Genomic DNA, 17,968 nt, shown 5'->3' with positions numbered 1-17,968 from the left:
TTTTTTTAAGTTAGTCGATGCGCCTTGTGCGCTTCTTTTTCTTCTTTCTCTTTTGGCGGGCGGTGTCCTGCGGCTCGTCACCGCCTGATGCACCGCCGCCCAGCAATCCACCGAACGCACCCAACACGGAAGCCACGCTCGGAACGATGTCGGATTTCGGCATGCCCCCCGGTTGTTCCTGATGCGTGGGCTGGTCTTGCTGCGGTGCTGACACTTCGGGCTGGTGCATCTTTCCGGTTTCGCCCGAAAAACGTTCGTTGAACACGTTCGCCGAATACTCCTTGCCCAAGCGCGAACCGTTCAGCACCACCCGGCTGTCATGGTCGATGAACGTAACGCCATAGATGCGCCCGCTGTCATTCTGACGGAATACCACGTCAATGCCCTGCTTCTTTAGCTGTTGTTCCAGTTCCTTGCGGCTGCGGGTGGTCTGCATGGCAGTGGCTACAATCTTCCGGGTGCGCTCTTTCAGTTTCCCGTTCCTGATTGCTTCGCCCGATTTCTCCATTCTGCGCTGCACCGCTTCATAACCCACCGACTTGCCGATGCGGGAAGCCTTTACCGGGTTGCCCGCCTTTTCTCCCTTGTCGTTCATGGCGGAATAAACAATGCCCTGATAGGGCTTGCCGTTCACTTCACCCTTGACTTCCTCGGCGCACACGTTGTAAGCGGCAAGCAAAGCCTTGTACTCCCCGAACGACTGGAAGCGGTAGCCATAGCAAGCCGCTTTCACGGTATTGCCGATTTGGTGCTTCACGTCCCCGGCGGCATAGTCCACCTTTTTAAGTTCGGGGCGTTCGGCACGTTCCTTTCGCTCTGCCGGGTGCAGCCCGTATTTCTTTTCCAGTTCACGGGTGATTTGCTTGCTGCGCCGATGCTCGAACTTGTCATTCAGCGGCTTGCCGTTCTCGTCCACCCGCAACCCCACGATGTGGATGTGGTGGCGGTCGATGTCGGTATGCTTGTACACCAAATAGGGCTGGTCGCCATAGCCCAATTTCCGCATATACTCTTTGGCAATGTCGGAAAGCTGCTGGTCGGTCAGCACGTCTTCCGGGTGCGGGTTTATGGAAATATGAAGTATCGGCTTCTTGGTGGATAGCTGGACGGGCATCTGCATTTCAAAGCTGCGCATACACTCGCCGATAGAGAAATTCCCGTCCTCGCTTAACAGCATCCGGTTGGAGAAAAGCACCTTTGCTTCCCCGCTGTCCACCTTGTTTTGGTTGTACGCCAGTGCGCCGAACATATTGCCGCCCGTGCTTATTTTGGCAACCATAGTTCCTTGCATTCATTGGTTAACGCAATAACTTGGCGGTTCAGTGCCGCCAGTTCGGTGGTCGCTTTCTCCAGTTTATAGAGAAAAGCCAGTGCCTTTTTCTCCGAAAAGTTGCTGTGCAACGCCTTTACGACTTGGTTGTAATTGACCGCTACCGCTCTGAATTGGGCGTAAAATTCGGTCAGCTTGGCGCAATACTCGACCGCTGTTTTCTCCACTTTCACCACCCGGAACGGCTCGCCGAACAACCGGGCGGCGATGAAACGGGACTTGCTCGTGACGCCCGACTGCTCCCACTGCGAGAGGAAGCGGGCGTTCTCCCGGTCGTTCAGGTAAAGGACATGGCGATGCTTCGCCGGGTCTGCGAGGGCGGGGCGACCGCCCTTGTTGGTTCTTCTTGTTTCCATGCTTCTTTGGATTAAAAAATTACGACTTCGGAGTGATTTTTACCCCCGCAAGGGGCAAGGCGTTTTCAGGCACGGAAAACGGTTTTGTAGCATACAAAACACACCTTGCTATTTTCTGACGAAAATCGAAATCCGTCACGGACGGATTGGGGTTAGCGTGGAACGGTAAGCCCTGCCGCTCACCAGCCCGGTTTTACACCTGCGCCTCCTGCGGTTCGTTACTCCGCTGCAAAGTAACGGTGATTTATAATGCTGTAAAATAGGTGGTTGGTGGACAAAACGGGACAGCGCAGGACAAATCGGGACAAGGTTTTCAGGGGACGTTTTTTCTCCCTTTTTTTGCATCGGATTTCAAGATTGAAAGCAAGATTGAAAGAAATATTCCAATCAGGAAAGAATGATTGAAAGCAGGATTTCAATAAAACGTGATTGCAGGATTTCAATATTTCAAGATTGCAATATGGAATGAATGATTGAAAGCAATAAATAAATCTATCAACCAATAATGAACGGAAGCAATATGGAAAACGAGAAAACACCCCTTTATGTCGCCTTTTCCACCCAAAAGGGCGGGGTCGGCAAAACCACCTTTACCGTGCTGGCGGCGAGTTACCTCTACTACCTCAAAGGCTACGATGTGGCGGTGGTCGATTGCGACTACCCGCAACACTCCATTGCCGGGATGCGAAAGCGGGATGCCGAGCAGGTCGGGGCGGATGAAGATTACAAGCGAATGGCGTATGAGCAGTTCACCCGGCTGGGGAAGAAAGCCTACCCGGTATTGTGCAGTTCGCCTGAAAAGGCGATTGCAACAGCTGACGAACATATAGCCGCCGGACACGTGCCGGATATAGTGTTTTTCGACCTGCCCGGCACGGTGAACAGCGAGGGCGTGATAAACTCCCTTGCGGGCATGGACTACATTTTCACCCCCATTTCAGCCGACAAGGTGGTGCTGGAAAGCAGCCTGTCGTTCGCAATGGCTATCCAAAAGCTATTAGTGAAGAATGAAGCCTGCCGACTTGCCGGGCTGTACCTCTTTTGGAACATGGTGGACGGTAGGGAGAAAACAGACCTTTACACCGCCTACGACAAGACCATTAAGGAACTGGAACTGCCGCTGATGAAAACCTTTATCCCCGATACCAAACGCTACAAAAAGGAACTGGTGGCGGATAAAAAGGCGGTGTTCCGCTCCACGCTCTTTCCCGCCAGCCGCCCGCTGGTAAGGGGAAGCAACTTGGAAGAACTGATAACCGAAATAGTGTACTACATCAAATTAAAATGATATGGCAAAGCAAAGCGGCGGGATGCCGAAGATAGACGAGGATTTCATGAAAGAGCTTATCTCGCAGGGTGTTCCCAGTAAACAAGATAATAATAAGACGAATGATGTACCGCAAGAAACACAAACAGAAACGGTGCAAGTAGAGAAACCGACACCCCGCAAGCGCAAGGGCGGTTCGGGCGACTACCGGGAAACCTACTTTCAGAAAGTGGAACTGGCAGACCGACAGCCCTTGTACGTGAGCCGTACCACGCACGAGAAGCTGATGCGTATAGTGACGGTGATAGGCGGGCGCAAGGTGACGGTAAGCAGCTACGTGGAAAACATTCTGCTGCGCCACTTCGAGCAGTACCAAGACGAGATAAACACCCTGTACGAAAGCCACTTCCAAAAGCCTGTCTGACTATGATAATCTATTGCATACTTACCGGGCTTTTGGTGTACTATATCGCCCTATGGCTGTGGTATCGCTACACGGACAGCCGGACATCACCGGGCAGAACGGATGATGCGCCACTCCCACGAAACGGGGTTTCAGGCTACACGCTGATAGGTGAAAGCCGATACAAGGGCGGACTAATCGGGACAGCGCAGGACAAATCGGGACACCTCCCGCAAGCGGCTGAAAATGATACTATTTTTGCGCCGCAGGCTGACGGACTGCCGGAAGAAACGCCCGGTTACGAGAATGACGAACCCGACTACGAGGACGAGGAAATAGCCGGGTACATGGACGGTGACGATGATACCGGGCGGGCTACGGGCGTGAGCTTCGATGAACTGGACGAAGCGGTACGCACGGCGAACGCCGACAACCCCACCGAAGCGGAGAAACGGCAAGCCGCCGGGACACTGGCAAGCATTGAGGGGACGAACCTCTACGATGCGGTGGTGGAGAACATCAACGGCGGGCTGGCAAAGGTGGCGGAACTGCTGGGACGCAACGAAGCGGAACTGGCTACGGCTGCTGTCCCTGCCGGAACTGGCGATACAAGCGAGGAACACGAAGCGTTCGACATGAACGATTTCCTATAATATAATAATGTATAAGCCTGACAGCATGAAACAACGGGATTACGATTGATTGGCAACCTGAAAACCAAACAGACAAACGGGACTATCCCCGACCACTAAAATTTCAAATTATTCACCAGCCGGGAAAGGCGGACTATCCACCCGCCGCCCGGCATTAAAAACAAATCACAATGAGAAAGAAAATCTTCTTGTCGGCGGCTATACTTGCCGCCGTGGTAAGTGCCTACGCACAAGGAAACGGGCAGGCGGGCATCACCGAAGCCACGAACCTAATCACCGGGTATTTTGACCCCGGAACAAAACTGGTGTACGCAATCGGGGCGGTCTGCGGCTTGATTGGCGGGGTAAAAGTATATAACAAGTTTTCAAGCGGCGACCCCGACACCTCAAAGACCGCCGCCAGTTGGTTCGGGGCGTGCATCTTCCTGATTGTCGCCGCCACTATCCTGCGTTCGTTCTTCCTCTAAAAAGGCGGCAATGTCTGAATATCCGGTAAACAGGGGTATCGGGAAGCCAGTGGAGTTCAAGGGGCTGAAAAGCCAGTACCTCTTTATCTTTTGCGGCGGCTTGCTCGCCGTCTTCGTGGTGTTCATCGTCCTGTTCATGGCAGGCGTGAACCAGTGGCTATGTATCGGTTTCATCGTGTCGGCTTCGCTGCTGCTCGTGTGGCAGACGTTCCGGCTCAATGCCAAGTACGGCACGCACGGGCTGATGAAAGCTGCCGCACGCAAAAGACACCCACGCTTCATTATCAGCCGAAAGGCGATACCCCGGCTGTTCAACTACAAAAGAAGAAAGGAAGAAAGAACATGAGGAATATGTTAAAGGCTACCACGCTGGAAAGGAAATTTCCCCTTTGGGCGGTGGAGAACGGCTGCATCATTTCAAAGGATGCGGACATAACGGTGGCTTTCAGGGTGGAACTGCCCGAACTGTTCACCGTCACCAGTGCCGAGTACGAAGCCATACATTCGGCATGGTATAAGGCAATCAAGGTGCTGCCCGACTACTCCATAGTACACAAGCAGGACTTCTTCATCAAGGAGAACTACCAGCCCGACACGGAAAGGGACGAGCTTAGTTTTTTAAGCCGCTCCTTTGAACGGCACTTCAATGAACGCCCGTTCCTGAACCATTACTGCTACCTGTTCCTGACAAAGACGACAAGGGAGAGAAGCCGCCGACAGAGCGACTTCTCCACCCTCTGCCGGGGCAGGATTGTACCGCAGGAGATAGCCGACAAGGAAGCGGCGGCAAAGTTTATCGAAGCGGTCGGGCAGTTTGAAAGGATTATGAACGACAGCGGTTTTGTCACCCTTACCCGGCTGGCGGCATCGGAAATCACCGGGCAGGACGGAAAGGCGGGCATCATCGAGAAATACTTCTCGCTCTCGCAAACCGACACTACTTGCCTGAAAGACATCGGGCTGTACCCGGAAGAAATGCGGGTCGGGGACGATATACTGTGCCTGCACACGCTTTCGGACGTGGAAGATTTGCCCGGAAAGGTCGGGACGGACTGCCGATTTGAGAAGCTGTCCACAGACAGAAGCGATTGCAGGTTAAGTTTTGCCGCCCCGGTGGGCGTGCTGTTGTCGTGTAACCACGTCTATAACCAGTTCATCTTCATAGACGACCACGCCGAAAACCTGAAGAACTTCGAGCAGACCGCCCGGAACATGCAATCGCTCTCCCGTTATTCCCGTGCCAACCAAGTGAACAAGGAGTGGATAGACGAGTACCTGAACGAAGCGCACAGCAAGGGGCTTATTTCGGTACGCTGCCACTGTAACGTCATGGCATGGAGTGACGATAGGGACGAACTCAAACGCATACGCAACGATGTGGGAAGCCAGCTTGCACTAATGGAGTGCAAGCCACGCCACAACACGGTCGATACGCCCACGCTCTTTTGGGCGGGCATACCCGGCAACGAAGCCGACTTCCCCGCAGAGGAAAGTTTCTACACGTTCTTGGGGCAGGCTCTCTGCCTGTTCGTGGAAGAAACGAACTACAAGAGTTCGCTTTCGCCGTTCGGCATCAAAATGGTGGACAGGGTAAGCGGTCGCCCGCTGCACATCGACATATCGGATTTGCCCATGAAGAAAGGCATCACGACCAACAGAAACAAGTTCATACTTGGGCCGAGCGGGTCGGGTAAGTCCTTCTTCACCAACCACATGGTGCGCCAGTATTACGAGCAGGGTGCGCACGTGCTGCTGGTCGATACGGGTAACAGTTACTTGGGGCTGTCCCAGCTTATCCACAACCGCACGCACGGCGAGGACGGGATTTATTTCACCTACACCAACGAGAACCCGATAGCGTTCAACCCGTTCTATGTCGAGGACGGGGTATTTGACATCGAGAAGAAAGAGAGTATCAAGACCCTGATACTCACCCTGTGGAAGCGGGACGATGAAGCCCCCAAACGGTCGGAAGAAGTGGCGTTGTCCAATGCGGTAAGTGCCTATATCGAACTGATAGGCAAAGACCGTTCGGTAACGCCCTGCTTTAACACGTTCTACGAGTTTGTCCGGGATGATTACCGCCGACAGCTTGAACAGAAGAACGTCAGGGAAAAGGATTTTGACATTGACAATTTCCTGAACGTGCTTGAACCGTACTATCGTGGCGGTGAGTACGACTACCTGCTGAACTCCGACAAGGAGCTGGATTTGCTGCATAAACGCTTCATTGTCTTTGAATTGGATAATATCAAAGACCACAAGATTTTATTCCCGGTAACGACTATCATCATCATGGAAGCCTTTATAAACAAGATGCGCAAGTTAAAGGGAATAAGGAAATTAATACTAATCGAGGAAGCGTGGAAAGCGATTGCATCGGCGAACATGGCGGACTACGTAAAATATTTACACAAGACCGTCCGAAAGTATTTCGGGGAAGCGATTGTAGTCACGCAAGAGGTAGAGGATATTATTTCTTCCCCTATCGTGAAAGAGAGTATCATCAATAACTCGGACTGCAAAATATTGTTAGACCAGCGAAAATACCTGAACAAGTTCGACAGCATACAGAACCTCTTGGGACTGACCGACAAGGAGCGTTCGCAGATATTGTCTATCAACATGGCGAACCACCCCGGACGGAAGTACAAGGAAGTTTTCTTCTCGCTGGGCGGCACACAATCGGCGGTGTACGCCACGGAAGTTTCGTTGGAAGAATATTACACGTACACGACTGAGGAAAGCGAAAAAATGGAACTGTTCGCTCTTGCCGAGAAGCTGGACGGCAACCTTGAACTGGCTATCAAGCGGCTTGCAGAAAGCAAAAGAAATCCCCAATCATCAACAACTTAAAAATTAGGAACATGAAATGGATTGACAATCTGATATACACGCTATTGTCCGCCTGCCTGCTGGCGGGCTGCGAGGACAGCGGAAGCAAGGAGCTGGAAAGGATGCAGGGCTATTGGGTACACGTCAGGGGACACCCGGCTTTCACACTCTCGGAAACGGGCGGCAGATACACCGTCACCCGGAAAGCGAATGTCAGGGGCAGAATACTGGAAACGGCTTACCCGGTAACAGAACGGAACGGCTGCCTGTTCATCGAAACGGGCTTCCGCATACAGTTCACCTATGACAAAAAGACCGACCGGATAACGCTCATGCCCGGCGGCGAATACAAACGAGTTACAAACCCTGAAAACAAAAGATAATGAAAAGAACAATTCTCCTTATGGCGGTGTGCCTTTGCTTCATCGGCAAGGCATCCGCACAGTGGGTGGTGTCAGACCCCGGCAACTTGGCGCAGGGCATCATCAACACCACCAAGCAGATAGTGCAGACTTCCACCACTGCCAAGAACACGCTGGACGGCTTCATGGAAGCGCAGAAGATTTTCCAGCAGGGTAAAAAATATTACGATGCGCTCAAAGCGGTACACGATGTTGTCAAGGGCGGCATCAAGGTGAAGAAGTCCATTGAGCTGGTGGCGGAAATATCCGAAATCTACGTGCGAAACTATCAGAACATGCTGGCAGACCCGAACTACACGCCGGATGAACTCACCGCCATTTCAGCCGGATACGCAAAGCTGCTCTCCGAAAGTGCGGACGTGTTGCAGGACTTGAAGAATGTAGTGAACGTGACGGGCATGTCGCTGACGGATGCCGAAAGACTGGCGGTAATCAACAACGCCTATAAAAGCCTGCTCAACTACCGCAACCTCGTGAACTACTACACCCGAAAGAACATATCCGTGTCCTACCTGCGGGCGAAGAAGAAGAACGACACCGACCGGGTGCTGGCTCTCTACGGCTCGGCGGATGAACGCTACTGGTAACATATAAATCGGTATGCCTATGTTATTAGCAGCGGTGGATTTTGACAACCTGCACCAAGTGTTGCGGGTGCTGTACGATGAAATGATGCCCTTGTGCAGCAACATGACGGGGGTAGCCAAAGGGATAGCCGGGCTGGGAGCTTTGTTCTATGTAGCCGCCAAAGTGTGGCAGTCGCTCGCACGTGCCGAACCCATAGACGTGTACCCGCTCCTGCGTCCCTTTGCACTGGGGCTGTGCATCATGTTTTTTCCAACTTTCGTACTGGGGACTATCAACACGGTATTGTCGCCAGTGGTGAAAGGGTGCAACCAGCTTATGGAAACGCAGACTTTCGACATGAACGAGTACCGGGCGCAGAAAGACCGACTGGAATATGAAGCCCTGATGCGAAGCCCCGAAACGGCTTACCTCGCATCGGACGAGGAATTTGACCGACAACTGGAAGAACTGGGCTGGTCGCCCTCCGACATGGTGACCATGACGGGCATGTACATGGACAGGACGGCTTATAATATAAAGAAGTCCGTCCGGGACTGGTTCAGGGAGTTATTGGAAATGCTCTTTCAGGCGGCGGGGCTGATTATAGACACGCTGCGCACGTTCTTCCTAATCGTGTTAAGCATACTGGGTCCGCTGGCGTTTGCGATTTCCGTCTATGACGGTTTCCAAAGCACGCTGACCCGGTGGATTTCACGCTATATCTCCATTTACCTGTGGCTGCCCGTGTCGGACTTGTTCAGCAGCGTGCTGGCACGCATACAAACCCTGATGCTCCAAAAAGACATCGAGCAGCTTTCAGACCCGGATTTCATCCCGGACGGGAGCAGCACCGTGTATATAATCTTTATGATTATCGGCATCGTGGGCTACTTCACCATTCCAACGGTGGCAAGCTGGATAGTGTCGGCTGGCGGTACGTCTGCCTATAACCGCAACGTGGCACGGGCTGGGTCAATCGCCGGGGCTGCGGTCGGTGCGGCAAGCGGGAAAGTAACCGGGAAACTACTCAAATAACCAACATCAATATTTAGTATATGGAATTTAAGTCATTAACGAACATCGAAACGAGTTTCCGGCAAATCCGGCTCTTTGCGCTGGTATTCATCTGCCTGTGCGCACTGGTGACGGGCTTTGCCGTGTGGAACTCGTACAGCTTCGCCGAGAAGCAGCGGCAGAAGATATACGTCCTCGACAACGGCAAAAGCCTGATGCTGGCACTCTCGCAGGACATGGCACAGAACAGACCCGTGGAAGCGAAGTCGCACGTGCGGCGTTTCCACGAACTTTTCTTCACCTTATCACCCGAAAAGGGGGCTATCGAAAGCAACATCAAACGCTCGTTGTTTCTCGCCGACAAGACCGCTTTCAACTATTACAAGGACTTGGCGGAAAAGGGCTACTACAACCGGGTGATTTCCGGAAACGTCACGCAGACGGTGGAGATTGACAGCGTGAAGTGCGACTTCGACCAGTACCCCTACAAGGTGAACACGTATGCCCGCCAGTTGATTGTCCGGGAAAGCAGCCTGACGGTGCGAAGCCTTGTCACCTCGTGCCGGTTGCTTAACGCCACACGGAGCGACAACAACCCGCACGGCTTTATCATCGAAGCGTTCACCATTACCGAGAACAAGGATTTGCAGACCATTAAAAGATAGCCTTATGGAAAGAAAACGAAACCACATCGAAAAGGTGCGGGACTGGGCGGACGACCGCCTGCGCCGAATGTGCGGACGGATTACGCCGGGCAAAAGGCTGGCGGTTATCCTCGTGATGTTCTTCTTTTTCGGCGGCTTGTCTATCTACATCACCGTTTCATCAATCTACAATATCGGGAAACGGGACGGGCAAAGGCTGCAAATAGAACACATCAGACAACTGCCGTTGCACGGCAATGACACAACCAAAAGTATCAACCCGTTAAACAGACCGCAATATGGAAGAAGTACAGAAGAATGAGAACGGCACGACCGTACCGCAGGCGGACGGGAAGCCGAAAAAGGAAGATAAACCCAAACGGGAACTTACCCCGCAGCAGGTGCAGCAGCGCAGGAAAATGATAGTCTTCCCGCTGATGTTCCTTGCCTTTGCAGGGTGCATGTACCTGATATTCGCACCCTCCGGCAAAGAGGACGTGAATGTGGAAAGCGTGGGCGGCTTCAATGCCGACATACCCCTGCCCGCAGAGGACGGGATTATAGCCGACAAGCAAAAGGCTTACGAGCAGGCGGTGACAAGCCGCAAACAGCAGGACAAGATACAATCCTTGCAGGACTTCGGTTTCACGCTGGACGATGATACGGAAGAACCACAAGAGGAAATCAATCTGATGCCGGAAGAAGATCCGAAGCCACAAAGGGGCGGCGGTGCTTCTTCACGGGCGGCTTACCGGGACATCAACCGCCAGTTAAGCACGTTCTACGAAACGCCCCCTGTGGACGAGGAAAAAGAGGAATTGAAACGGCAGGTGGCGGAACTGACCGACCGACTGAAACAGCAGCAGAACGCCACGCCTACGGCTGACGACCAAATGGCACTCTTGGAAAAGTCCTACGAGCTGGCGGCAAAGTACATGAACGGGCAGGACGGACAAAGGGGGCAGATTGCCCAAATACCGACAGCCGGGCAGAACGGCGGCGGTATCGGCACTCCGGCTATTCCGGTGCAGGCTATCCGGGAAACGACCGTTTCGGGATTGCAGCAGCCCATGAGCGATGCCGACTTCATCCGGGCTTACAGCCAGCCACGAAACTACGGCTTCAACACGGCGGTAGGTACGGGGTACGCTATGGGAAAGAACACGGTAGCCGCCTGCATACACCAAGACCAAACGCTGGTGGACGGGCAGGCGGTGAAACTACGGCTGCTCGAACCCATGCAGGCGGGAAATATCGTTGTGCCGAAGAATACCCTTGTGGCGGGGACGGCAAAGGTGCAGGGCGAACGGCTCGACATACTGGTGTCCTCGATTGAGTACGCTGGCAACATCATCCCGGTGGAACTCGCCGTGTTCGACACGGACGGGCAAAAGGGGCTTTCCGTCCCGTCCTCTATGGAGCAGGAAGCGTTCAACGAAGCTATGGCGAATATCGGAAGCGGGCTGGGTACAAGCATTTCCTTTGCCCAAAGTGCCGGGCAGCAGGTGGCTATGGACGTGACAAGGGGATTGCTGCAAGGAACGTCCGGCTACCTCGCCAAGAAGTTCCGAACCGTGAAAGTGAAGCTGAAAGCAGGCTATAAAGTCATGCTGTATGCCAAACAACAATAACCATTTTATCAACCGTTAAAATTTCAATTAGCAATGAAACAGATTTTTGGATTGTTCGCCCTCTTGCTGGGCGTGTGTGCGGCAAACGCACAAACCGCTGACACCGTGAAGTATGCGGCTGGCAACGACTTGTACCGGGGTATTACCCGGAAACTCCCGTACCGCCAAATGGTTACGCCCTACGGCGTGGAAGTGACCTTTGCCAAGACGGTGCATATCATCTTCCCCGCCGCCGTCCGCTATGTCGATTTGGGAAGCAACCACATCATAGCGGGCAAGGCGGACGGTGCGGAGAACGTAATCAGGGTGAAAGCCACGACAGAGGGCTTTCCGGGAGAAACGAACTTCTCCGTTATCTGCGAGGACGGCAGTTTCTTTTCGTTCAACGCCAAGTACGCCCGTGAACCGGAAATGCTCAACATCGAAATGAAGGACTTCTTGGAGAATGAAGATACGTCCGACTTCTCACATACCCGGATGAACATCCATTTCCGGGAACTGGCGGGTGAAAGCCCGCTGCTGGTGAAGCTGATAATGCAGAGCATCTACAAGAACAATGACCGGAAAGTGCGCCACTTGGGTAGCAAGCGTTTCGGCATACAGTTCTTAATCAAGGGGATTTACACATATAACGGGATGCTCTACGTGCACACGCAGACAAAGAACAGTTCCAACGTGCCTTTCGACACGGACTTCATCAGGTTTAAGATAACCGATAAAAAAGTGCCCAAACGCACGGCTATTCAGGAAACGGTACTGGATGCGGTACGCAGCTACAACGAGGTGATAGAGATTGCCGGGAAATCGACCGTGCGCACGGTGTACGCCCTGCCGAAGTTTACCATTCCTGACGACAAGCTGCTGGTCGTGGAACTCTACGAGAAGAACGGCGGGCGGCATCAGACCATACGGGTGGAAAACGCCGACATCGTGAACGCAGAAGTGATTGACGAACTAAAAATCAAATAAGGAATGAAAAAACACATCTTTATAATGATGCTCTTTGCGCTGTGCCTGACCTCGTTTCAGGCACACGCACAAAGATACCTGCCGGGCATGAAAGGCTTGCAGGTCACGGCGGGCATGACGGACGGGGTGCATTGGAACGCCAATACGGATTTTGCCTACCACATCGGGGCGGCGTACAGCGTTTACACCAAGAACGCCAACCGCTGGGTGATTGGCGGGGAATACCTGCACAAGAAGTATGACTACAAGGATATGAGAATACCAGTCGAACAGTTCACCGCAGAGGGTGGCTATTACCTGAAATTCCTATCGGACAGACGAAAGACCTTTTTCCTTTCATTGGGCTTGTCGGCTCTCGCCGGGTACGAAACAAGCAACCGAAGCGAAAAGCTGCTGCCGGACGGCTCTACCTTGCTGGATAAGGACTGTTTCATTTACGGCGGTGCGCTGACGCTGGAACTGGAAACCTACCTGACCGACCGGGTGGCTCTGCTGTTGAACGCAAGGGAACGGGCGTTGTTCGGCTCGGACATCGGTAAGTTCCACACGCAGGTATCTTTGGGACTGAAATTCATTATCAACTGACCGCTATATAATAATGTATATGAAGAATGTAATGTATAAAATCATCATGGGCTGCTACATCGTGGCCGCCCTCGTGCTTGTCACCGCCTGTAATGACAACTTGGATATTCAGCAGGCGTACCCGTTCAGCATCGAAACACTGCCAGTACCCAAAAGGCTGAAAGTCGGGGAAACCGCCGAAATACGCTGCCGACTGGTGCGTGGCGGCTATTACCAGCCGACTACCTATCAGATAAGGTATTTCCAGCCGGACGGCAAAGGAAAGCTGGAAATGGATAACGGCACGGTGTTCCTGCCCAATGACCTCTACCCGCTGGAGAAAGAAACGTTCAGGCTCTACTACACCTCGGCATCGACCGACCAGCAGACGATTGACATTTATATCATCGACAGCTTCGGGCAGATGCAGCAACTTACACTATCATTTAATAATGACAACAGCGAAGAAGGAACGGAAACAATAACCCCCTAATAATAAAACGACATGGTAAAAATAGAATTGGATATAGAAGGTATCTCGTGGTACATAGAAACCACGTTGGAAACAGATACAGTTCCGGCAGTAGGTGACATCATCATTGTGGACAAGGACTGTATTTCCGAACGTGACAGTGCTGAATTATGGAAAACGCCGTCCAATCAGGTTTTCAAATGGGCGGACGAAGAAGACGATGCGCCCGTAATGGTATGGTTCGATTGCGAAACGGAAATGCTTGTCAATAAACGGACATGGAAATATGACACCGAGGAAGAAGAAACCGTGTGCATACTTGGTGTAAAATTTATTCACTATGAGGATTTATAGTTGTGACATCCGTTTTTATCATCCTCTTGGGAAACCGGGTATGGAATGATACGCAAAGCGTAAATATCGGGCAGACAGCCCGCCGGGAAGCATCGGCGGGCTGTTTCCATGATAGGGAAAACGAAAGGCTTCTTTGTTACTTTCTTCACCCGCTGGCAGGCTCACGGAAGAAAGTAACGGCGGCAAGCAGCCGCCGTCCTCTATCAACTGGTTTTAAGGCTCTTTATGGACGTGTATTTCTCTAACCACACCTTTACCTGCTCCATGTTATATTCGCCCGTGATGATTGCCGTATGGTCGTCTATGGCTACAAACCGGACACTTTCATAGCTGTTTACCCAGCCTTGCAGGGAACAGACGCCCCACGTGTCCACATCTGCAAAAACACTGCGGTCTATCCGGCTGATTGGCTCGCCGAAAACTACCGTCATTATCTGAAAGTCCGGTTTGTCCTCCAACAGTTGCAAATGATGCAGCGTGCCGAACTCGTCTATTTTGCGCCCCCACGCCCACACATCATTATACAAATCATCGCCCCACTGGTGCGGGTGGTCGAAACGGACTTTTACCTCTATGGTGTGTTCGTTTTCTTCTGTGTCCTCGATAACGCCCGTTACCATTAAGCCCGTAAAAATACACTCGCAACGCCTGCCGATAAGCTCCTTGTTTACTTCTGTCGTTTTCATGTCCCTAAAATTTACTTGTTTATTACTCCGTTCTTCTTCGCTACCCATTCGTCACGCCTGCGGCGGCACTCGTCCAGCGTTTTGGCTACCGTGCTGAAAAGTTCGCCGTCCGTGTGGCGGTAGTCATATTGATAATAAATTTGTCCCCTGAAAGCCCCTAAACGGCATTTCACGAACTTTTCTTCTCCCGGTGTTTGGGTGATGCTTACCCCGTTTTTGTTAAGTGACTGCATGATGTCTTATTTTTTATGGTTATAAACTTGGTTGTTTTAAGCGGGCAGGGCTTTGACACCCCGCCCGGATTGGTTGTTATGCCGCCCGGAACACAAAGCCGTCATCAAACCAGTAATCGCACATGAACAGGTCACGGGCAAACTGTTTGTAATCGAAATAGGTCTTTGCGAACTCCGGCAGGTCGTAACATTCCTCTACAATTTCATAGGCGAAATCTTCTTCATCGTCATATTCCCCTTGATATTCATCCCGGAAATCACGTACAAGGTCGTCCGCATCTTCCTCGCCCAAATCATGGCTTTTATAGTTGCACCACACGAAAAAGGCTTCCTGCTCGGTGTCGCTCAAATCCTCCACCGCATCACGCAGGGCGAAGAAGTTTTCAGAAATCCAGCTTTCGTCGATTAAGCCCTCCGGCACGTTCTCCCAGTCCTGAAACATGTATTCCGCATCTTCCTCGTCCTTGTGAAGTTCCCGGCAGGCTTCATAAAATTCTTCCTTGTCCGAATAGTCCGAAAGGTCGAGCCATGCGCCGGACAATGAACCGTTGTTGTACTTGGCATAAGTGCCTACATAAACTTTTGCTTCCGATAATACCTTTGCTTCCATATTGCTGTAATTTTTAAGTTTTTAATTTTATGCGGATTTGAGAGGTGAGGGAGTTGAAGTTTCACTGAACTTTTTTCCTGTTTCCCGTAAATCCGACTTTTTTTTTATGCGTCTTCCGGTCGGGTCGGTCGTTTTCGTTTCACATAGGCGTAAAAGGGTAGTGTTTAGAGTTTGCAAGGTTTTGGGCAAAAAATACCTCGCAAGGCAGGGAAGATTTTTTCGCCAAACCGGAACGGCTCGACCTTGCAAAATCGTGAAGAACACGTAACTACCTTTGCCTATTGAAATGATTAAAACGACTGTCCCGGCTGGGGGACTGCGTAAGAGGAAGATTTACAGATAGGGAAACCGGGGAAAAGTGCCTGTTCTCTTTCATCTTTTAGGGAACACTCCATGCGGGCGGGAAAGGCAAGGGTGTTGTGAGCTTGCTTGCAATACGCTTGTGCGGGTTTCCAACGGTTCTTTTCACGGAATACAGTCAGCCATGCCACGCACGGCTGGCGTTTCGGGGAATGTGCCAGTTGGAAAAGGATATAAAAAATGCGGGTAGTCGGTGGACTGCCCGCAAGGTGGAAGAATGTACTTCATTGGGATATAGTTTGTTAGGCGGAATTTCGTTACCGAAATCGTTACCTATTCGTTTTTGTCACGGTTATAGGTAACGAAACCTACCGGACGGCGTTCTTTCTGTTGTTTCGACTGGCTCAAAAGCTGGGTAAGGGCTTGGTACAGTTCGTTGAACTGCGCATCGGTGCTTACCTCCAGTTCCTCGATGCGCCTTGACAGTTCCTCGTAACCGATTGCCATTTGGCGCATGAGGACGAAAGCCCGCATGATTGAAATGTTTACTTCTATGGCTACTTTGGAGCGGAGAACCGAAGAAAGCATGGCTACGCCCTGCTCGGTGAAAGCCATAGGCATAGCAACGCCGAAGTTGTAAGCAGGGGGTATCACATTTTGTGATACCCCTATGGATAACAGCAAGTTAGCTTCCTCTTGGGTGAGTACAAACATAAAATCACTTGGAAAACGCTCGATATTGCGCTTGACCGCCTGCTTCAAGGCTCGTGTTTCCACTTGGTAGAGTTCTGCCAAATGATAATCGAGCATCACCCGGCAACCTCTGACCTCAAAAATCTTGTTTTGGATAATCTGCAAATCCATAATCGTATATTTTAGGAGATTTAGCAATGTTGGAATAATAGTAAGGACTGGTCACAAATTGTGACCAGTTCCCAATAATCAAGATTACATGGCGACTTCCTTGTAAATCTTCTCGATGCCGACAAACTTCTTGTCAAGCCCCTGCATATCGCTGCCTATCTTGCTGTTGGTGATGCGGGCGTAAATTTGCGTAGTTTCTATGTTTGTGTGTCCCAGCATCTTGGACACCGTTTCAATGGGTACGCCCTTTGACAGCGTGGTGGTCGTGGCGAACGTGTGCCGGGCAAGGTGGAACGTCAGGTTCTTTTTAATACCGCATATATCGGCAATCTCTTTCAAGTAGGCGTTTAGCTTCTGATTGCTGATTACGGGAAGTATCTTCCCGTCCGGCAACTTGCCCTTGTACTTCTTCAAAATCATCTTGGGAATATCCAGCAGGGGAACATTCACGTCCGTATTCGTCTTTTGCCGCTTGGTGATTATCCAAAGGTTGCCGTCAAAGGACTTTTGGATATTCTCCTGCCGCAAGTTGGCGACATCGCTGTAAGCCAAACCGCAGAAACAGGAAAAGACGAACAAGTCCCTGACGTGTTCCAGCCGCTCGGAAACCATTTTCTTTTTAAGGATGATTTTTATCTCGTCCTCTGTCAGATAACCCCTGTCCACTTTTTCCAGCCGGATTTTATAGCTGGCGAACGGGTCGCCCACCAGTATGCCGTTGTTACGGGCAATGATGATGATACGCTTGAAGAACTGCATGAACTTGGCGGTGGTGTTGTAGCCGCACTTGCAGGCGGTACGCAAATACAACTCAAAATCGGTAATGAACATCGGGCTTATCTCCTTTATGGATATGTCCGATACATTGTACTTGCTTTGGATAAATTCAGCGAGGTGGCGGCGGGTCACTTCATACTTGCGGTAGGTCGCTATCGTCTTGGATATGCCCACAAGCTGCTTCACATCGTCATTGTGCTTTTGGAACAATGAAAGGATTGTTTCGTGGCTCTCGCTATGACCTAAAAACTCGTTTTTCACTTTCTCGGCGGTCACGTAGTTGTCACGCCGCTGCATTTCGTGGTAAATGGTATTCAGGGAAGAACGTATGTCGTCCAAAAGGGCGTTTATCCTCCCGGCATCCCTGCCTTTGGCTTTGCCCGCAGCAATGCTCCAGTTGTCGGGCTGGATGCTCTGTTTCGTACTGAACTGGCAAAGTTTGCCGTCTATGGTGATGCGTGCCATAATCATAACCTCGCCGTTTTTCTTTTCAGAACCTTTCTTCAAATAAAAAAGAACCTTGAATGTCGATTTCATAACTCAAAATTTT

General features: G+C 51.4%; 24 protein-coding genes. 16 read left to right on the top strand and 8 right to left on the bottom strand.

Annotation, left to right across the window (positions count from 1 at the left end; genetic code table 11):
* Positions 1-10 precede the first annotated feature (10 nt).
* Positions 11-1,279 carry a conjugal transfer protein MobB gene (mobB, locus tag NBH07_RS00620; protein ID WP_250833443.1) on the bottom strand — a complete coding sequence of 423 codons (1,269 nt, stop codon included), beginning with the start codon at positions 1,277-1,279 and terminating at the stop codon, positions 11-13.
* Positions 1,264-1,686, bottom strand: coding sequence for a conjugal transfer protein MobA (gene mobA / locus NBH07_RS00615; protein ID WP_250833442.1), 423 nt, complete (start codon positions 1,684-1,686; stop codon positions 1,264-1,266). The genes mobB and mobA overlap by 16 nt, the downstream gene beginning before the upstream one ends.
* 505 nt (positions 1,687-2,191) lie before the next feature.
* Between mobA and NBH07_RS00610 the strand changes: the two genes are divergently transcribed.
* From NBH07_RS00610 to NBH07_RS00535, 16 genes are all read left to right on the top strand, one after another.
* Complete coding sequence (locus NBH07_RS00610) at positions 2,192-2,974, top strand: ParA family protein (RefSeq protein ID WP_007845733.1); 783 nt, start codon at positions 2,192-2,194, stop codon at positions 2,972-2,974.
* A gap of 1 nt (position 2,975) precedes the next feature.
* The gene (locus tag NBH07_RS00605; RefSeq protein WP_074857163.1) at positions 2,976-3,377 is read left to right on the top strand and encodes a DUF3408 domain-containing protein; all 402 of its coding nucleotides are present in this window, start codon (positions 2,976-2,978) and stop codon (positions 3,375-3,377) included.
* A gap of 2 nt (positions 3,378-3,379) precedes the next feature.
* Complete coding sequence (locus NBH07_RS00600; protein WP_250833441.1) at positions 3,380-4,009, top strand: hypothetical protein; 630 nt, start codon at positions 3,380-3,382, stop codon at positions 4,007-4,009.
* 170 nt (positions 4,010-4,179) lie between these two features.
* The gene (locus NBH07_RS00595; RefSeq protein WP_004308755.1) at positions 4,180-4,476 is read left to right on the top strand and encodes a DUF4134 domain-containing protein; all 297 of its coding nucleotides are present in this window, start codon (positions 4,180-4,182) and stop codon (positions 4,474-4,476) included.
* Positions 4,477-4,486: 10 nt separating this feature from the next.
* Positions 4,487-4,822 (top strand): DUF4133 domain-containing protein, encoded by a 336-nt coding sequence (locus tag NBH07_RS00590; protein ID WP_007845738.1) that lies wholly within the window; start codon positions 4,487-4,489, stop codon positions 4,820-4,822.
* Positions 4,819-7,332 carry a TraG family conjugative transposon ATPase gene (locus NBH07_RS00585; protein ID WP_250833440.1) on the top strand — a complete coding sequence of 838 codons (2,514 nt, stop codon included), beginning with the start codon at positions 4,819-4,821 and terminating at the stop codon, positions 7,330-7,332. The genes NBH07_RS00590 and NBH07_RS00585 overlap by 4 nt, the downstream gene beginning before the upstream one ends.
* 11 nt (positions 7,333-7,343) lie before the next feature.
* Entirely contained in the window at positions 7,344-7,694 is a 351-nt protein-coding gene (locus NBH07_RS00580) for a DUF3876 domain-containing protein (RefSeq protein ID WP_004326111.1), read from the top strand.
* Positions 7,694-8,320 carry a DUF4141 domain-containing protein gene (locus NBH07_RS00575; RefSeq protein ID WP_008648479.1) on the top strand — a complete coding sequence of 209 codons (627 nt, stop codon included), beginning with the start codon at positions 7,694-7,696 and terminating at the stop codon, positions 8,318-8,320. The genes NBH07_RS00580 and NBH07_RS00575 overlap by 1 nt, the downstream gene beginning before the upstream one ends.
* Before the next feature lie 19 nt (positions 8,321-8,339).
* Positions 8,340-9,335: a conjugative transposon protein TraJ gene (gene traJ / locus NBH07_RS00570; protein WP_007845741.1), complete on the top strand. Its 996-nt coding sequence runs from the start codon at positions 8,340-8,342 to the stop codon at positions 9,333-9,335.
* A 20-nt stretch (positions 9,336-9,355) separates the two neighbouring features.
* Positions 9,356-9,979 (top strand): conjugative transposon protein TraK, encoded by a 624-nt coding sequence (gene traK, locus NBH07_RS00565; RefSeq protein ID WP_004308760.1) that lies wholly within the window; start codon positions 9,356-9,358, stop codon positions 9,977-9,979.
* A 4-nt stretch (positions 9,980-9,983) separates the two neighbouring features.
* Positions 9,984-10,280 (top strand): TraL conjugative transposon family protein, encoded by a 297-nt coding sequence (locus NBH07_RS00560; RefSeq protein WP_008648481.1) that lies wholly within the window; start codon positions 9,984-9,986, stop codon positions 10,278-10,280.
* Positions 10,258-11,589, top strand: a complete 1,332-nt coding sequence (traM, locus tag NBH07_RS00555) for a conjugative transposon protein TraM (RefSeq protein ID WP_117849076.1) — start codon at positions 10,258-10,260, stop codon at positions 11,587-11,589. The genes NBH07_RS00560 and traM overlap by 23 nt, the downstream gene beginning before the upstream one ends.
* Before the next feature lie 33 nt (positions 11,590-11,622).
* Complete coding sequence (gene traN / locus NBH07_RS00550; RefSeq protein WP_007845745.1) at positions 11,623-12,558, top strand: conjugative transposon protein TraN; 936 nt, start codon at positions 11,623-11,625, stop codon at positions 12,556-12,558.
* A 3-nt stretch (positions 12,559-12,561) separates the two neighbouring features.
* Positions 12,562-13,143, top strand: a complete 582-nt coding sequence (locus NBH07_RS00545; protein WP_118577536.1) for a conjugal transfer protein TraO — start codon at positions 12,562-12,564, stop codon at positions 13,141-13,143.
* Positions 13,144-13,156: 13 nt separating this feature from the next.
* Positions 13,157-13,615: a DUF3872 domain-containing protein gene (locus tag NBH07_RS00540; protein ID WP_004329653.1), complete on the top strand. Its 459-nt coding sequence runs from the start codon at positions 13,157-13,159 to the stop codon at positions 13,613-13,615.
* 12 nt (positions 13,616-13,627) lie between these two features.
* Positions 13,628-13,948: a hypothetical protein gene (locus NBH07_RS00535; protein ID WP_118577535.1), complete on the top strand. Its 321-nt coding sequence runs from the start codon at positions 13,628-13,630 to the stop codon at positions 13,946-13,948.
* A gap of 203 nt (positions 13,949-14,151) precedes the next feature.
* Here NBH07_RS00535 and NBH07_RS00530 read toward each other — a convergent pair whose 3' ends face one another.
* The 6 genes from NBH07_RS00530 to NBH07_RS00505 form a co-directional block, all read right to left on the bottom strand.
* Positions 14,152-14,634, bottom strand: a complete 483-nt coding sequence (locus tag NBH07_RS00530; RefSeq protein ID WP_015532755.1) for a DUF7258 domain-containing protein — start codon at positions 14,632-14,634, stop codon at positions 14,152-14,154.
* A gap of 11 nt (positions 14,635-14,645) precedes the next feature.
* Positions 14,646-14,867 carry a DUF3873 domain-containing protein gene (locus tag NBH07_RS00525; protein ID WP_005924228.1) on the bottom strand — a complete coding sequence of 74 codons (222 nt, stop codon included), beginning with the start codon at positions 14,865-14,867 and terminating at the stop codon, positions 14,646-14,648.
* Between the two features lie 76 nt (positions 14,868-14,943).
* Entirely contained in the window at positions 14,944-15,477 is a 534-nt protein-coding gene (locus NBH07_RS00520; RefSeq protein ID WP_004329650.1) for an antirestriction protein ArdA, read from the bottom strand.
* A 290-nt stretch (positions 15,478-15,767) separates the two neighbouring features.
* Entirely contained in the window at positions 15,768-15,968 is a 201-nt protein-coding gene (locus tag NBH07_RS00515) for a hypothetical protein (RefSeq protein ID WP_250833439.1), read from the bottom strand.
* Between the two features lie 142 nt (positions 15,969-16,110).
* Complete coding sequence (locus NBH07_RS00510) at positions 16,111-16,641, bottom strand: ORF6N domain-containing protein (protein ID WP_053398663.1); 531 nt, start codon at positions 16,639-16,641, stop codon at positions 16,111-16,113.
* An 84-nt stretch (positions 16,642-16,725) separates the two neighbouring features.
* Complete coding sequence (locus NBH07_RS00505; protein WP_008648492.1) at positions 16,726-17,955, bottom strand: site-specific integrase; 1,230 nt, start codon at positions 17,953-17,955, stop codon at positions 16,726-16,728.
* Between the last annotated feature and the right edge of the window lie 13 nt (positions 17,956-17,968).

It is taken from the genome of Parabacteroides sp. B2-S-102 (assembly GCF_023656665.1).
GTDB lineage: Bacteria > Bacteroidota > Bacteroidia > Bacteroidales > Tannerellaceae > Parabacteroides > Parabacteroides distasonis.
This window is presented reverse-complemented; position numbering and strand designations above follow the sequence as displayed.

What these genes read in the sequence shown, in the direction of transcription:
- mobB (WP_250833443.1), bottom strand. Translation starts at nt 1,279, where the DNA reads ATGGTTGCCAAAATAAGCACGGGCGGCAATATGTTCGGCGCACTGGCG.
- mobA (WP_250833442.1), bottom strand. Translation starts at nt 1,686, where the DNA reads ATGGAAACAAGAAGAACCAACAAGGGCGGTCGCCCCGCCCTCGCAGAC.
- NBH07_RS00610 (WP_007845733.1), top strand. Translation starts at nt 2,192, where the DNA reads ATGAACGGAAGCAATATGGAAAACGAGAAAACACCCCTTTATGTCGCC.
- NBH07_RS00605 (WP_074857163.1), top strand. Translation starts at nt 2,976, where the DNA reads ATGGCAAAGCAAAGCGGCGGGATGCCGAAGATAGACGAGGATTTCATG.
- NBH07_RS00600 (WP_250833441.1), top strand. Translation starts at nt 3,380, where the DNA reads ATGATAATCTATTGCATACTTACCGGGCTTTTGGTGTACTATATCGCC.
- NBH07_RS00595 (WP_004308755.1), top strand. Translation starts at nt 4,180, where the DNA reads ATGAGAAAGAAAATCTTCTTGTCGGCGGCTATACTTGCCGCCGTGGTA.
- NBH07_RS00590 (WP_007845738.1), top strand. Translation starts at nt 4,487, where the DNA reads ATGTCTGAATATCCGGTAAACAGGGGTATCGGGAAGCCAGTGGAGTTC.
- NBH07_RS00585 (WP_250833440.1), top strand. Translation starts at nt 4,819, where the DNA reads ATGAGGAATATGTTAAAGGCTACCACGCTGGAAAGGAAATTTCCCCTT.
- NBH07_RS00580 (WP_004326111.1), top strand. Translation starts at nt 7,344, where the DNA reads ATGAAATGGATTGACAATCTGATATACACGCTATTGTCCGCCTGCCTG.
- NBH07_RS00575 (WP_008648479.1), top strand. Translation starts at nt 7,694, where the DNA reads ATGAAAAGAACAATTCTCCTTATGGCGGTGTGCCTTTGCTTCATCGGC.
- traJ (WP_007845741.1), top strand. Translation starts at nt 8,340, where the DNA reads ATGTTATTAGCAGCGGTGGATTTTGACAACCTGCACCAAGTGTTGCGG.
- traK (WP_004308760.1), top strand. Translation starts at nt 9,356, where the DNA reads ATGGAATTTAAGTCATTAACGAACATCGAAACGAGTTTCCGGCAAATC.
- NBH07_RS00560 (WP_008648481.1), top strand. Translation starts at nt 9,984, where the DNA reads ATGGAAAGAAAACGAAACCACATCGAAAAGGTGCGGGACTGGGCGGAC.
- traM (WP_117849076.1), top strand. Translation starts at nt 10,258, where the DNA reads ATGGAAGAAGTACAGAAGAATGAGAACGGCACGACCGTACCGCAGGCG.
- traN (WP_007845745.1), top strand. Translation starts at nt 11,623, where the DNA reads ATGAAACAGATTTTTGGATTGTTCGCCCTCTTGCTGGGCGTGTGTGCG.
- NBH07_RS00545 (WP_118577536.1), top strand. Translation starts at nt 12,562, where the DNA reads ATGAAAAAACACATCTTTATAATGATGCTCTTTGCGCTGTGCCTGACC.
- NBH07_RS00540 (WP_004329653.1), top strand. Translation starts at nt 13,157, where the DNA reads ATGTATATGAAGAATGTAATGTATAAAATCATCATGGGCTGCTACATC.
- NBH07_RS00535 (WP_118577535.1), top strand. Translation starts at nt 13,628, where the DNA reads ATGGTAAAAATAGAATTGGATATAGAAGGTATCTCGTGGTACATAGAA.
- NBH07_RS00530 (WP_015532755.1), bottom strand. Translation starts at nt 14,634, where the DNA reads ATGAAAACGACAGAAGTAAACAAGGAGCTTATCGGCAGGCGTTGCGAG.
- NBH07_RS00525 (WP_005924228.1), bottom strand. Translation starts at nt 14,867, where the DNA reads ATGCAGTCACTTAACAAAAACGGGGTAAGCATCACCCAAACACCGGGA.
- NBH07_RS00520 (WP_004329650.1), bottom strand. Translation starts at nt 15,477, where the DNA reads ATGGAAGCAAAGGTATTATCGGAAGCAAAAGTTTATGTAGGCACTTAT.
- NBH07_RS00510 (WP_053398663.1), bottom strand. Translation starts at nt 16,641, where the DNA reads ATGGATTTGCAGATTATCCAAAACAAGATTTTTGAGGTCAGAGGTTGC.
- NBH07_RS00505 (WP_008648492.1), bottom strand. Translation starts at nt 17,955, where the DNA reads ATGAAATCGACATTCAAGGTTCTTTTTTATTTGAAGAAAGGTTCTGAA.